General features: G+C 72.6%; 17 protein-coding genes. 9 read left to right on the forward strand and 8 right to left on the reverse strand.

The window, feature by feature from the left end; genetic code table 11:
• Positions 1 to 36 precede the first annotated feature (36 nt).
• From ACBI99_RS43710 to ACBI99_RS43730, 5 genes are all read left to right on the forward strand, one after another.
• Positions 37 to 393, forward strand: coding sequence for a BlaI/MecI/CopY family transcriptional regulator (locus ACBI99_RS43710; protein ID WP_219517847.1), 357 nt, complete (start codon positions 37 to 39; stop codon positions 391 to 393).
• Positions 390 to 1,295, forward strand: a complete 906-nt coding sequence (locus tag ACBI99_RS43715) for a M56 family metallopeptidase (RefSeq protein ID WP_357584341.1) — start codon at positions 390 to 392, stop codon at positions 1,293 to 1,295. The genes ACBI99_RS43710 and ACBI99_RS43715 overlap by 4 nt, the downstream gene beginning before the upstream one ends.
• 60 nt (positions 1,296 to 1,355) lie before the next feature.
• Positions 1,356 to 1,841 carry a helix-turn-helix domain-containing protein gene (locus ACBI99_RS43720; RefSeq protein ID WP_219517844.1) on the forward strand — a complete coding sequence of 162 codons (486 nt, stop codon included), beginning with the start codon at positions 1,356 to 1,358 and terminating at the stop codon, positions 1,839 to 1,841.
• A gap of 3 nt (positions 1,842 to 1,844) precedes the next feature.
• A complete protein-coding gene (locus ACBI99_RS43725) occupies positions 1,845 to 2,264 on the forward strand; it encodes a hypothetical protein (protein WP_219517842.1) in 420 nt (139 codons plus the stop codon).
• 113 nt (positions 2,265 to 2,377) lie between these two features.
• Positions 2,378 to 2,746, forward strand: coding sequence for a DUF2516 family protein (locus tag ACBI99_RS43730; RefSeq protein ID WP_219517841.1), 369 nt, complete (start codon positions 2,378 to 2,380; stop codon positions 2,744 to 2,746).
• Here the strand turns inward: ACBI99_RS43730 and ACBI99_RS43735 are convergent.
• Positions 2,731 to 3,351 (reverse strand): SGNH/GDSL hydrolase family protein, encoded by a 621-nt coding sequence (locus tag ACBI99_RS43735; RefSeq protein ID WP_375075170.1) that lies wholly within the window; start codon positions 3,349 to 3,351, stop codon positions 2,731 to 2,733. The two genes, ACBI99_RS43730 and ACBI99_RS43735, sit on opposite strands and share 16 nt — an antisense overlap.
• 129 nt (positions 3,352 to 3,480) lie before the next feature.
• Between ACBI99_RS43735 and ACBI99_RS43740 the strand changes: the two genes are divergently transcribed.
• The gene (locus ACBI99_RS43740) at positions 3,481 to 4,215 is read left to right on the forward strand and encodes an alanyl-tRNA editing protein (protein ID WP_375075171.1); all 735 of its coding nucleotides are present in this window, start codon (positions 3,481 to 3,483) and stop codon (positions 4,213 to 4,215) included.
• On the opposite strand, the gene ACBI99_RS43745 is transcribed toward ACBI99_RS43740, so the two are convergent.
• Positions 4,199 to 4,861: an ankyrin repeat domain-containing protein gene (locus tag ACBI99_RS43745; protein WP_375075172.1), complete on the reverse strand. Its 663-nt coding sequence runs from the start codon at positions 4,859 to 4,861 to the stop codon at positions 4,199 to 4,201. The two genes, ACBI99_RS43740 and ACBI99_RS43745, sit on opposite strands and share 17 nt — an antisense overlap.
• Positions 4,862 to 4,901: 40 nt before the next feature.
• On the opposite strand from ACBI99_RS43745, the gene ACBI99_RS43750 reads away from it, so the two are divergent.
• A complete protein-coding gene (locus ACBI99_RS43750; protein WP_364182968.1) occupies positions 4,902 to 6,509 on the forward strand; it encodes a DUF2207 domain-containing protein in 1,608 nt (535 codons plus the stop codon).
• Here ACBI99_RS43750 and ACBI99_RS43755 read toward each other — a convergent pair.
• Positions 6,506 to 7,408 (reverse strand): asparaginase, encoded by a 903-nt coding sequence (locus tag ACBI99_RS43755; RefSeq protein WP_219517836.1) that lies wholly within the window; start codon positions 7,406 to 7,408, stop codon positions 6,506 to 6,508. The genes ACBI99_RS43750 and ACBI99_RS43755 overlap by 4 nt on opposite strands.
• Positions 7,409 to 7,457: 49 nt before the next feature.
• Here ACBI99_RS43755 and dtd point away from each other — a divergent pair, with 49 nt between their 5' ends.
• A complete protein-coding gene (gene dtd, locus ACBI99_RS43760) occupies positions 7,458 to 7,883 on the forward strand; it encodes a D-aminoacyl-tRNA deacylase (RefSeq protein ID WP_219517835.1) in 426 nt (141 codons plus the stop codon).
• On the opposite strand, the gene ACBI99_RS43765 is transcribed toward dtd, so the two are convergent.
• From ACBI99_RS43765 to ACBI99_RS43780, 4 genes are all read right to left on the reverse strand, one after another.
• The gene (locus ACBI99_RS43765) at positions 7,884 to 8,822 is read right to left on the reverse strand and encodes a glycine cleavage T C-terminal barrel domain-containing protein (RefSeq protein ID WP_357584349.1); all 939 of its coding nucleotides are present in this window, start codon (positions 8,820 to 8,822) and stop codon (positions 7,884 to 7,886) included.
• Between the two features lie 10 nt (positions 8,823 to 8,832).
• Positions 8,833 to 9,246 (reverse strand): Fur family transcriptional regulator, encoded by a 414-nt coding sequence (locus ACBI99_RS43770; RefSeq protein ID WP_219517831.1) that lies wholly within the window; start codon positions 9,244 to 9,246, stop codon positions 8,833 to 8,835.
• A 287-nt stretch (positions 9,247 to 9,533) separates the two neighbouring features.
• On the reverse strand, positions 9,534 to 9,830 hold the full coding sequence (locus ACBI99_RS43775; protein ID WP_357584351.1) for a DUF2470 domain-containing protein: 297 nt from the start codon (positions 9,828 to 9,830) through the stop codon (positions 9,534 to 9,536).
• Positions 9,830 to 10,318, reverse strand: coding sequence for an FABP family protein (locus ACBI99_RS43780; protein ID WP_219517829.1), 489 nt, complete (start codon positions 10,316 to 10,318; stop codon positions 9,830 to 9,832). The genes ACBI99_RS43775 and ACBI99_RS43780 overlap by 1 nt, the downstream gene beginning before the upstream one ends.
• A gap of 44 nt (positions 10,319 to 10,362) precedes the next feature.
• Here ACBI99_RS43780 and ACBI99_RS43785 point away from each other — a divergent pair, with 44 nt between their 5' ends.
• Positions 10,363 to 10,725 (forward strand): DsrE family protein, encoded by a 363-nt coding sequence (locus ACBI99_RS43785; RefSeq protein ID WP_219517828.1) that lies wholly within the window; start codon positions 10,363 to 10,365, stop codon positions 10,723 to 10,725.
• A gap of 32 nt (positions 10,726 to 10,757) precedes the next feature.
• On the opposite strand, the gene ACBI99_RS43790 is transcribed toward ACBI99_RS43785, so the two are convergent.
• Complete coding sequence (locus ACBI99_RS43790) at positions 10,758 to 12,689, reverse strand: WD40 repeat domain-containing protein (RefSeq protein ID WP_375075173.1); 1,932 nt, start codon at positions 12,687 to 12,689, stop codon at positions 10,758 to 10,760.
• Positions 12,690 to 13,284 lie beyond the last annotated feature (595 nt).

Genomic DNA, 13,284 nt, shown 5'->3' on the forward strand with positions numbered 1-13,284 from the left:
TCCAGCTCGACACGTCGTAGAGCTAGTCTGGAGGACGTGAAGGGTCTTGGCGAGCTTGAACGCAGCATCATGGACATCCTCTGGGCGCAGAGCAGCCCGCTGACCGCACGCGAGGTCGGCAGGCTCATCGCCGACCGCGACCTGGCGCCGACCACGGTGATGACCGTGCTCGACCGCCTCACCCGCAAAGGCTTCCTCCAGCGCACCCGTGACGGCCGCGCCTGGCGGTACGAACCGGCCGAAAGCCGTGACGGCTACATCGCTGACCTTATGCTGGAAGCACTCGGCATGACCGGCGACCGTTCGGCCGCCCTGACCCGATTCGCCCAGGCCGTCTCCGGGCCCGAGGCGGAGATCCTGCGCAAAGCCCTTACGGAGCTGGAGGAAGAGTGACCACGGCAGCGGTGCTGGCCGCGCTCGCCACGGCGTGCGCGATCGGCTCCTGGCGTTTCACCACCGCCCGGTGGACCTCGCGCGCGCCGCGGGTCGCCATCATTCTCTGGCAGTCTCTCGGCCTGGCCTGGGGCCTGGCCACGACCGGCGCCATGCTGGCCTACGCCGTCGACCCGTACGGGATCGGCGTGCTTCCCGGCCTGCTGGCCTTCGCCCGCGGGCAGGCGCCGCTGCAGCCGTGGGACGCGCTGCACGTGCTCGCCATGATCGCCGGGCTGACCGCGCTCACCGTGCTCGTCGTGGTGCTGCTCACGGCCGGGGTGCAGGCGTTGCGCGCCCGGCGGCGGCACCGCACGCTGCTGCGGCTCATCTCTCGCGACGACCCGATCGTGCCGGGCGTGCGGGTGCTCGACCATCCGAGCGCGGCCGCCTACTGCGTGCCCGGGCTGCGCTCGCAGGTCGTGGTCAGCGAGGGCGCGCTCAAGCTGCTGTCGCAGGACGAGCTGACGGCCGTGCTCGCCCACGAGGCCGCGCACGTGCGCGAGCGTCACGACCTGGTGCTGCTGCCGTTCGCCGCGCTGCGCCGGGCGCTGCCCTGGTCCAAGATCGTGTGTGACGCGCAGGCCCAGGTCGAGCTGCTGGTCGAGATGGCGGCCGACGACCGGGCCCGCCGCTACTGCTCGCCGCGCCGGCTCGCCACGGCGCTGCTCAGGTTCGGCACCGCGGGGGCCATGCCGACGCCCAGCGGGATGCTGGGCGTGCACGCCCAGCACGTCATGGCCCGGGTGGACCGGCTGATCAAGCCGGCCCCCGAGATCCACCTCGGCCTGCGCTACGGCGTGCTGGCCCTGTCGGTGAGTTTGGTCACAGCCACGCCGTTCCTGTGGGTCATCCAGCTCTGACGCTTGCTGGAGTTAACCATTCCGTTTGCAATTGCAAGCAGGAGTGGGCACACTGGAGACATGGCACTACCGAAGGTCGGCTCGATCGGCGAGTACATCCGCGAGCAGAGGCAGCAGGCGAAGATCTCCCTCCGCCAGCTCGCCGAGCAGGCGGGGGTCTCCAACCCCTACCTGAGCCAGATCGAGCGCGGTCTGCGCAAGCCCAGCGCGGAGATCCTCAACCAGATCGCCAAGGGTCTGCGCATCTCCTCGCAGGCGCTCTACGTGCAGGCGGGCCTCATCGAGGACCGCGAGCCGCCCAGCGACGTGATCAGTGCGATCAGAGCCGACACGCATCTCACCGAGCGGCAACGCCAGGTGTTGATCGACATCTACGAGTCGTTCCGCAAGGAGCGGCCCGGGGACGGGCAGACCTCCCAGAATGCCGACCCCGGGCCCTCCACGGACGACGAGCAGCCGCTGCCGCCGGAGCTTGTCGCCGCACTTGAGCCCTACGCGACGAGCGACGGCAACGGCACCGTCAACCAGGAAACCAAGGAAGGTTAACCCATGACGCTGGCCACCGAGGTCAAGAAGCTCACCGATTCCAAGCCGTTCTACGCCGTCGCCGGTGTCGGCGACTTCGCCGTGGAGAAGCTGCGCGAGCTGCCCGACCAGCTCCAGAAGCTCCAGGCCCGCCGCGCCGAGCTGGCCAAGGACCTGCCCGGCCGCGCCCGCGACTACGCCGGCAAGGCCGAGGGCTTCGCCAAGGAGTTCCCCGAGAAGGCGCGCGAGTACGCCGACCAGCTGAGCCACCGGGCCGTCGAGGTCTACGAGGACTTCGCCACCCGCGGCCGCAAGGTCGTCAGCCGGACCACCGGCGAGGCCGCGCTGGAGCTGGAGGAGGTGTCGGAGGCCGCCGAGCCGGCCGTCGCCACCCCCGTCAAGAAGACCCGCACCACCAACCGCACCACCAAGGCCCAGGCCTGACCGACTTGAAGGCCCGCCCCGTCCTGGGGGCGGGCCTTTTCGCCGCGCGGAGTGCCCGTGGCGGCTATTAGGCTGGGGCCGACTTCATCGCGGCACTGGGCGGAGCCAAACTCATGGAATTCATCAACCTCGGGCTCAACTTCCTCTTCCTGGCGCTTGCCGTGATCATTCTCGGCATGTCGGCCTACGCGCTGATCCACGCGCTACGGGTGCCGACCGGCGCGTTCGTGTCGGCGGGGAAGCTGCAGAAGAACATCTGGCTGATCATCCTGATCCTGGCCACGCTCTTCTCGGCGGCGGGCGCGTGGTCCTACCTGAACGCCTTCCTGTTCCTCGGGGGCGCGCAGTTCATCGGCATCGGTCTCGGCATCTTCTCGATCGCCGCCGTCATCGCCGCCACGATCTACATCGTCGACGTCAAGCCCGCCGTCAAGGGCATGGGCGGGCGCGGCGGCAACAGCGGCCCCTACGGGCCCTGGTGAGGTAGCCGGGTCAGGCTCCTGGCGAGCCACCGGCCCATCAGGGCGTGCCCGGCGCGGGTCGGGTGCACGCCGTCGGGCAGCACCGCCTTCACCTCCGCCTTGCCGCCGCCGGAGGACCACGGCCTGCGCAGCGCGTCGAGAAAGGGCACGGCCTGGCTCGACGCCACCCGCGCCAGCGCGTCGCGCACGCGGTAGGCCTTGGCGGGCGGCGTCGGGTCGAGCCAGATCGGGCCGACCATGACGATCTGCGTCTTGGGCCAGGTCGCGCGGGCGGTGTCGAGCAGCCGGTCGGCCGCCTCGCCCACCCGCTCGGCCGGCCACCGGCCGTCGTTGTGGCCGCCGGAGATCACCAGCACGTCGGGTGCGGGCCGCCACGCCAGCTCCGCCTCGAACGACTCCTGGAACGTACGGCCCACGCGCCCGTCGCTGACGAAGCCGGTGCCGCCCGCTCCGGCGATGACCGGCTGCCAGCCGAGCAGCCGGGCCGCCTCGGCGGCGTAGGTGTGCCAGCGCGGCACCGGCCCCGACCCCACGGTGAAGCTGTCGCCGACGAACATCACGACCGGCGGGCGCCGTTCAAGGGGCGGCTGGGGCGGCGTGGCCACCGCCGCCGCACATCCCGATAAAGTGCAGCAAATCGCCGCCATCGAGGCGGCCGGGCCGGCGAGAGTTCTCCTGAGCGGGCTACGCAGCCTCGCGCGCATCTACCACCTCGAAAGCTCTAGGCTGCCGACATGACCACCGATCTTCACGGGCGAACGCAACGGCTCGAACTGGCGGACCAGAACCTTCGCGACTTCGAAGCCGTGGTCCTCGACGCGACCCCCGAAGGGATCGTGCTCAACAGGTCGGCATTCTATCCAGGAGGCGGCGGCCAGCCGGCCGATCACGGAGTTCTCCTCTGGCAGGGCGTGGAAACCCGCATCGCCGGGGTGCGCAAAGGTGACGATCTCTACCTGATCCCGGCAGAGGGCGACCCGGTCCCCCCTGTTGGCACCGTCGTCCGGGCGGCCGTCGCCGACGAGCGCCGCTCCGCGCTCATGCGCACCCACTCGGGGCTCCACGTCCTGTGCGGGGTGGTCTTCCGCGAGTTCGGCTGCCCGGTCACCGGCGGCAACATGGAAATGCTGACCGCCCGCATGGACTTCAACCTGCCGGAGGTGCCGGCCGGCTTCAAGGAGTCGGTCGAGGACCTGTGCAACGCCGAGATCGTCGCCGACCGGCGCATCGACGTGCGGGTGCTGCCGCGCGCCGAGGCGTTCGCGATCCCCGACATCATCCGCACCGCGACCAACCTGGTCCCGCCGGAGGTCGAGGACGTGCGGATCGTCGACATCGTCGGCCTCGACACCCAGGCCGACGGCGGCACCCACGTGGCCTCGACCAGGCAGATCGGCCGCATCAAGGTGGCCAAGGTCGAGAGCAAGGGCCGCGGCTTCCGCCGGCTGCGCATCACGATCTCCGACTGACCGCGCCCCGCTCCCGCAGCCATCCGGCCAGCTCCGCGAACCCCTGCCGCAGCGCGGCCTCCATCGGCGTCACCGGCTCCCAGGGCGGCTCCCGGTTCACCGCCGCCCCCCGCTCCAGCAGCAGCTCGGCGATCCGCCGCTGCCCGCCGTGGCAGGCGTACCAGAAGGCCGTGTCCAGCTCCTCCTGGCCGGTGACCGTCACCTGGTCGGGCAGGCCGAGCGCGGCGGCGTGGCGGAAGCCGACGGCGGCGCCGCGCGCCACCAGGCGGCGGGCCGCCTCCCACTGCCCGAAGGCCACCGCGTCGTCCAGCGGCGTCCCGCCCGCGATGACCGCGCCCGGCGCGTCGATGCGCGCCCCCGCGTCGAGCAGCGCGTCGAGGGCCGCCATGTCCCCGCTGCTGGCCGCCCAGTGCAGCGGCGTCTCGGCGTGCTCGCCGCGGAAGCGGGCGTCCACGTCGGCGCCCGCCTCGACCAGCGCGGCGATCGTCTCGGCGACCGCCGGGAAGTGCCCCGGCCAGTCGGTGGCGACGTGCAGGAGCGTACGGGCGCCGTCGGGGCGGGCGGTGGCCCGCGCGGGGTCGGCGGCGAGCAGGGCGCGCAGCGCGGCCACGTCGCCCGACCGGATCATCTCTCGGGCATCGGCCATCAGGTCCTCCTCAACCGGGATACCGATACGATTCACGGCCATGACGGGTATCAGGCACACGCTAGCCGCTCTCGGAGCCGTCGCCCTGGCGCTGACCGCGACTCCCGCCCTGGCGGAGGCCGGGATCACCACCGAGGTGACGATGACCCTCGGCAAGGGCGGCACGCTGCACGTGGTCGAGAAGATCAGCGGCGGTTCCGGCGAGCTCCAGCGGACGTTCCTGACCAGGACGCGCTACGACGACACCAGCGACCGCGTCTACCGGATCGCCAACCTCAAGGGCGGCACGCTGGCCGGTGACGTGCTGACGGTCAAGTCGCCCGCCACCGTCGAGTACGACGTCCAGGGCGCCGTCACGCCCACCGGCGGCGTCGAGGAGCTGCGCTGGTTCGCCGTCAACGGCTGGAACACCGCCGTCGACAAGGCCACCGTCAAGGTCAGCGGCCCCGGCCAGGTGCAGAACCTGTCATGTTTCGCCGGCGAGCTGACCTCCGCCATCGGCTGCACCGCCGCCGCGATGGACCACACGGCCACCCACGCCGACTTCGAGCAGGCGGGCATCGCCCCCGGCCAGGCGCTGACCGTGGTGGTCGGCTTCCCGGCGGGCGCGAGCGGCGGCGAGCCGATCCTGGAGAAGCGGTTCTCGCTGGCGGCGGCGTTCACGCTCAGCCCCGTCACCGGCGGCGCGCTGGCCGGCCTGCTCGTGCTGCTGCTCGGCGGCGTCGCGCTGCTCTACTGGACGCGCGGCCGCGACGCCCGCATCGTCGACCACGAGCGCGGCGCGGTCGACCCCGTCCAGAACGGCCACTTCAGCCCGCCCGACGGGGTGCGTCCCGGCCAGATCGGCACGCTCGTGGACGAGCAGGCCGACGTGGTGGACGTGACGGCCACGATCGTGGACCTCGCCGTCCGCGGCTACCTGCGCATCGACGAGCAGCCCCGCCAGACGTACGACGCCCCCGACTGGATGCTGGTACGGCTGCCGAACGCGCCCGTCAACGCGCTGCTGCCCTACGAGCGGGCGCTGTACGAGGCGATCTTCGAGGGCCGGGACGCGGTGCTGCTGTCGCAGTTGTCCGGCTCGTTCGCCACGCATCTGGGCAAGGTGCGCGACGCCCTCTACACCGACGTGGTCACGCAGGGCTGGTTCGCCCGCCGCCCGGACGCCGAGCGGACGCGCTGGACCACGATCGGCGTCGTGCTCATCGGCGTCGGCGTGCTGGCCACGGGCGCGCTGGCCTGGTTCACCACGTACGGGCTGATCGGGCTGGGCGTGATCGTCGCGGGCGGGGCGCTGGCCGTGGGCGGGCAGTACATGCCGGCCAAGACGGCCAAGGGCTCGGCCGCGCTGGCCCACACGCTCGGCTTCCGCGAGTATCTCTTCTCCGGCGACCTGGGCGAGGTGCCGGAGCAGCACCGGGTCGAGCTGTTCTCCCGCTACCTGCCCTATGCGGTGATCTTCGACGGGGTGGAGCACTGGTCGCGGGTCGTCGCCTCGGTCACCGGCAACGGCTCGCCGAGCGACAACCTCTACTGGTATCACGGGCCGGCCGAGTGGGACCTGTCGAAGTTCGCCGGGTCGATGCGCACGTTCACCACGACGACGTCGGGCGCGATCTCGGCCACCCGGCAGTTCCGCACCCTCTAGTCGGGGTGGATCCGCAGCTCGCCGACCGGCCGGCCGCCGCCGTACACCCGCTGCACGCCCAGCTCGTCCAGCTCCGGCGAGGTGAGCCCGAGCGAGCGCAGCGCGGCCACGGTGAGCGTGGTCCGGGCACGCGCCGCGCCGTCCTCGACCTTGATCGCGCCCGCGCGCCCGTCCTCGTACGCGAACGCCTGGAAGCCCTCGGCGCCCACCTTGACCATCAGGCCGGGCAGCGCCCGCATGAGCGCGGTCTCCGGCCGGTGGGTGCCGGACGTCCACTGCGGATGGGCGCGGACGGCGTCGAACACGCCGCCCTCGCCGCTCACCGCGAGCGTGCGGAACGCCCTCGCCACGCCCAGCATCGAGACGAAGAACAGCGGCGCCCCGCACCCGTCGACGCCGGAGGCGGGCATCCGCTCGCCCGTCAGCTCCTCAACCGTGGCGCGGATCGCCCGCTGGAGCGGGTGCGGCGGCTCCAGGTAGGACTCCAGCGGCCAGTCGTTGACCACGCAGGTGGCGAGCATGGCGGCGTGCTTGCCCGAGCAGTTCATGTAGACGCGGCCCCGGTCGGTCACCGCCCGGTCCTCCGGGTAGTCCTCGGGGCAGCGCAGCGCCGACTCGTCCAGCCCGGCCCCGGCCAGGATCTTGCGCACGCCGTCGACGTGGAACGGCTCGCCCGCGTGTGACGCGCACGCCAGCGCCAGCAGCTCGCCGCTCAGCCGCAGCCCGCTGCGCACCATGCCGAGCGCCTGGAGGGGCTTCATCGCCGAACGCGGCGACGCCGGCTCCGCGACCGCGCCGTGCGTCTCGGCCGGGCGGCCCGCCGCGTCCAGGGTCAGCATCCGCGCCAGGTGCCTGGACTCCACGAACCCCGACCGCACGACCTCCACGACCAGCGCCATCGGCTCCTCCTTTTCTCACGAGTGTATTTCTGGGCCACAATGTGGTCCCATGCGAGCTGTAGTGCAGCGGGTGAGCTCCGCGTCCGTGGCCGTCGACGGGCAGCCTGTCGGCGCGATCGACGAGCCGGGGCTGCTCGTGCTGGTCGGCGTCACCCACACCGACACACGCGACCAGGCGGCCAAGCTGGCCGCCAAACTGTGGGGGCTGCGCGTCCTGCACGGCGAGAAGTCGTGCTCGGACGTGGCCGCGCCGCTGCTGGTGATCAGCCAGTTCACGCTCTACGGCGACACCCGCAAGGGCCGCCGCCCCACCTGGCAGGCGGCCGCCCCGGGGCCCGTCGCCGAGCCCCTGGTCGAGGCCGTCGTCGAGGAGCTGCGCGCGCTCGGCGCGCACGTGGAGACCGGCCGGTTCGGCGCCGACATGAAGGTCTCGCTGGTCAACGACGGCCCGATCACCCTGGTGATCGACGTCTAGTCAGCGGATGCGACGGCGCAGGCTCGGGTCGATGCTGACGTTGCGCCCGGCGTCCGGCGGCACGATGACCTCCTGCGAGGCCGCGACGCCGCCGGCGAGCAGCGGCGCGTCGACCGGCACCGTGCGCTTGACCACGGCCAGCGCGATCGGCCCCAGCTCGTGGTGGCGGGCCGCCGAGCCGACGGTGCCCACCTCCTGGCTCTCGAAGATCACCGGAGCGCCGTGCACGGGCAGCGTGTCGACGCTGCCGTCGAGGTGCAGGAACACCAGCCGCCGCGGCGGATGCCCCAGGTTGTGCACCCGCGCCACCGTCTCCTGCCCCCGGTAGCAGCCCTTCGACAGGTGCACGGCCGCACCGATCCAGCCCACCTCGTGCGGGATCGTCTTGTGGTCGGTCTCGAAGCCCATGCGGGGCCGGTGACCCTCGATCCGCAGCGCCTCGTACGCCCACAGCCCCGCCACCGGCCGGCCCAGATGCTCGGCCAGCTCGGCGCGCGGCACCAGCAGGTCCTCCGTCGCCGTCGACAGCACGGCCAGCTCGTCGGCCGCCGAGACCTCCACGCGCAGCATGAACCGCATCCGGTCCAGATAGTCGATCAGGCTCGCCGAGGCGCCGGGCTCGACGTGCGCCAGCACCGCCTCACCGTCGTCGACCAGCGTCAGATGGTGCTCCACCCGGCCCTGAAGGTCGAGCAGGAGCGTCTGGGTCCACTCCCCCGGGGCGAGCGTGTCGAGCTTCTGCGACGTCAGGTCGTTGAGCCATTTCAGCCGGTCGGCCCCCGCGATCCGGACGATCTCACGGTTGCTCCGGTCGACGACCGCCTCGCCCTTGGCCAGGGCGCGCTGCTCGGCGAACAGGTCGCCGTAGTGCGCCGCCACGTCGGCGTCGGGGCCGTCGGCGGGGACGGCGCCGGGCAGGTCAAGCAGAGGGCTACGCATGCCCTCCAGGTTAACGGCACTCCCGGCAGAGCCCGAAGACGGTCAGGTGATGGACGTCGGCCACGAACCCCAGCTCGTCGTCCAGCCCCCTGACCAGGCCCTCCGCCATCTCCGGCCGCACCTCGCCCACGTCGCCGCAGCCCCGGCACACCAGGTGGACGTGGTCGGCGTCGGACGCCAGGTGGTAGGTCGGGGCGCCGTGGCCCAGGTGGGTGTGGGTGACCATGCCGAGCTCCTCGAGAAGCTCCAGCGTGCGGTAGACGGTCGAGATGTTGACCCCGCGAGCCGTCTGCCTGACCTTGACGCAGATCTCGTCAGGAGTGGCGTGCTCCAGCTCCTTGACCGCCTCCAGCACGAGCTGGCGCTGCGGAGTGACCCGGTAACCCTTGGCGCGAAGCTCCTCATGCCACTGCGTCTCCGTCATGCCCCGAGTCTACGACCGGACGTTAATTCACTTGCCCCCTCCGACGGCGACCGCATAACTTCATGAGTACGCGGAAAGGAGGTGGTCCAAACAATGGTGATTCATAGTTGGACTAGCGAGGTGGTTGTCCGCTGACGTCGCGGACTTAGTTGTCTCGTGCTCGTCAGCGAATTCGAGGCAACCACCGGGGCCCCTGGCAGCCGGAGGGCGGGATCCGATCCCGTCTTTGGTCCATCCGGCCCGCCTGCTCGGCAGGCGGAGCGCCGCCCGGGGCCCTCTTTTGCTTTTCAGTGCTCTCCGCGCGCGGGGACGCCGAGCGCCTGGCAGGCGTCGCGGTAGAGGCGGACGACCGCCATCCGCACCTGCGCCCGCTCCGTCAGCGTCTCGCCCCACGGCACCCTGACCCGCTCGCCGCCGTCGATCGTGAACTCGATCGCCTCGCCGTCGACGTCGCTCGTCACCGCCGTGGTCGCCGCCGGCCGGCCGCCCAGCCCGCGCACGATGATCAGCGAGTCGGCCGCGTGGTCGTCGTTCATGTGACGCTTGATCGCCTCGACGGCGTCGTCGGTGAACGGGGCGCCCATCACGCCACCTTCTTCAGCTCGGCCGACATGTGCGAGGTCAGCGGGTGACCGACGGCCGCCATGTCGTAGGCCCACATCAGATTGCCCTTGACCAGCCCGTACAGCCGCCTGCCCGCGGTGTACTCCTTCGCGGACGCGGTGCGCGCCACCACGTCGGTGTGCAGGTCGATCTTGTGGAAGACGACCTCGCCGACGTAGATCTCCACGATGCCGGTCGGATGCGACAGCACCACCTCGAGCTGCCGCTCGGGCTGCACGCGCCAGTAGCCGGACTCGGTGGCCAGCGGCCTGACCCGGCCGCCGTCCTGGTCGAGCAGCCACGTGCGGCTCACGTACGTGAGAAACGGCTTGCCGTTGTGGCCGAACTCGATCTCCTGCCCGAAGTTGAAGCTCTCGATCGTGGGGTAGCCGCCGACCCCGGCACCCTCCCACCGGCCGAGCAGGAAGGCGATCGGCTCCAGGTCGGGGTGCACCTCAGGTTCCTCCATGACCCCCAACCCTAGTCCCGCCCGAGGCGGGCTAGGGTGACTGCATGGCACGATCACTGGTGATCAAGGTGACCGCCGGGGCCGACGCGCCCGAGCGGTGCAACCAGGCGTTCACGGTCGCGGCCGCCGCCGTCGCGAGCGGGGTCCCCGTCTCCCTCTGGCTCACGGGCGAGTCGTCCTGGTTCGCGCTGCCGGGGCGGGCCAAGGAGTTCGAGCTGCCGCACGCCGTCCCGCTGCCCGACCTGCTGGAGGCGATCCTCGCGGGCGGGCGTGTCACGCTGTGCACGCAGTGCGCGGCCCGGCGCGAGATCACCGTCGACGACGTGATCGACGGCGTCCGCATCGCCGGCGCGCCCACGTTCGTCGAGGAGGCCACCGCGGAGGGCGTGCAGGCGCTCGTGTACTGAACCCGTCCACTGAGCTGCTCTACTGGGCTGCTCTACTGGGCCAGGCTCCACAGCCGCACGGTGCCGTCGAACCCGCCCGTGACGGCCACCTGTGTGCCGCCGACCTCGGCCAGGGCGGCCCCCAGCACCGGTGCGCCATGCCCGGCCAGCGGGCCGCCCACCTGCCGGCCCGCCTTCAGGTCCCACACGCGGACCAGACCGTCGTCCTGGGCGGCGACCGCGACGGTCCTGCCACCCGCCTGACCCGCCGCCACTGCCCGGACGAACGCGTCGTGCTCCACCGGGGCGCCGATCGGCGCACCGGTGCGCGCGTCCCACAGCCGGGTGACGGCCTCACCCGCGGTGATCACCGCGGGAGTGTCGCCGAGCGTCACGAACGCGGCCGTCGACAGCTCGTGCCCGGCCCGGAACGACCGCACGCGCTGCCGCGTGTCGAGCCGCCACAGGTGAGCCTCCTCCTCGGCGGTGACCAGCGCGACCGGCACGCCGTCGAGCGTGCCCAGGGCCACCGAGGTCAGCTCCGCGTCGCCGGTGATCGGGGCGCCGAGCTGCCTGCGTGTCCTGAGGTCCCACACGCGCACCGACCGGTCGCCCGCCGTGACGGCCACCGGCGTGCCGCCGAGCGTCCCCGTCGCCACCGAACGGACCACGTCGGTATGACCGGTGAGCGGGTCGCCGGCCTGCCGGCCCGTGTCGAGGTTCCACACCCGTACGGCGCGATCCTCGCCGCCGCTGACGACCACCGGCACGCCGTCGACCGTGGTCAGCGCGACTGCCGACACGCTGCCCGCGTGCCCCGTCAGCGGTCCGCCGCGCGGCCGCCGCGCCGCCAGGTCCCACACCCGCACCGTCCGGTCGTGGCCGCCGGTGACCGCCACCGGCGTGCCGCCGAGCGTGCCCGTCGCCACCGCCAGGACCTTCCCCGGATGCCCCGGGAGCGGGTCGCCGCTCCTCTCCCGCGTGTCGAGGTCCCACACCTGGACGGGCCCGAACGAGGTGGCGGCGACGGCGTACGGCTCGCCGTCCCTCTCCCCGTACGCGACGGCCGTGACCGGGCCCGGAGCCTCCATCGTGCCCATCGGCTTCTGTGAGGCCACGTCCCACATGCGCAGCATGCCCTCCGCGCCCGCCGTCACCGCGACCGGCGAGCCGCCGTCCACGCTGCCGAGCGCCACGGCGTTGACCGAATCGGTGTGCTCCCCGAACACGCCCACCTGCTTGCGCGACTCCAGATCCCAGACGCGCGCCGTGTTGTCGTACGCCGTGGTGACCACCCGCGGGCGGTCGAACGCGGTGAAGGCCACCGAAGTGATCTTGTCGCCGTGGCCCGTCAGAGGGGCGCCGTGCTCGCGGCGGGTCCTGAGGTTCCACACCTGGGCCACGTGCTCCGACCCGGCCGTCACCACCACCGGCACGCCGCCCACCTCCCCCACGGCCACGTCCGTCACGTAGTCGCCGCCCACCTGGAACGCCTCCCCCAGCGGCGCCCTCCTGGCCAGATCCCAGACGCGCACGGTGTTGCCCGTGCCCGCCGTCACCGCCACCGGCACCCCGTCCACCTCGCCCAGGGCCAGCGTCGTGATCGAGTCCTCGTGGTCCAGAGCCGCGCCGAGCTGGCGGTGCGTCCTCAGGTCCCACACCCTGGCCGTGTCGTCATGGCTGCCCGTCACCGCGATCGGCGTGCCGTTCAGCTCGCCCAGCGCCACCGCCGTCACCTCGTTCTCGTGCCCGGCCAGCGGGTCCCCCAGCTGCTTGCCGGCCGCCAGGTCCCATACGCGCGCCGTGCCGTCGTCGCCGCCCGTCACGGCGATCGGCGCACTGTCCAGCGTCCCGGTGGCGACCGCCTTGACGTCGCCCCGGTGACCGGCGATCGGCTCCCCCACCGCCTGCCCGAACGCCACCTTCGAGGGGCTTTCCGGCAGGTTCGCCACCACCAGCGCCACCACCACGACCGCCGCCGCCACCGGCCCCCCGACCTTCCCCCACCACCCGAGCCCCCGCGAGGACGCCCCTCCGGGATTGGACCCACCCACGGGAACGGACGCCCCTCCCGGCTCGGGCGCCGCCTCCAGGACGGGCCTGCCTTGAGGGCTGACCGCGCCTTCGGGGGCGGGCGCCCGTACGCGGGCGCGTGCCTGCACGGGGTTGGGCGCCCCCTCGTGGGCGGCTGTGGCAGCCGGGGCGGGGGCGCTCCCGGGCGGGGACTCCGGTACGGGCCCTTCCCCACCGATGGAGGCGCCTGCTCCGGACGTCCCGCCGACGGCGGCCTCGCTCCTGGAGAAGGGCAACCCTCCAGCGGAGGGCGAGCCTCCGGGAGAGGCCGGGTCCTCGGGGGTGGGCCGGCGTCCGGGAGAGGGCGGGCCCTCGGGGGAAGGCCGGCCCTCGGGAGGGTGTAGGTCCCCACGCGGGGACGGCCCTCCGGAAAAGCGCGAGCCCTCCGGCGAGGACGCACCCCCAAGAGAGCGCGGGCCCCCCGCAGAGGGCGCGTCCCCCGGAGGGGGCGTGTTCCCAGGGGCGTCCCGGAGGAGGGTGGGGGCGGGGTCGGGGGTGGCTGTGACG

This window comes from Nonomuraea sp. ATR24 (assembly GCF_041950485.1).
Lineage (GTDB): Bacteria > Actinomycetota > Actinomycetes > Streptosporangiales > Streptosporangiaceae > Nonomuraea > Nonomuraea ceibae.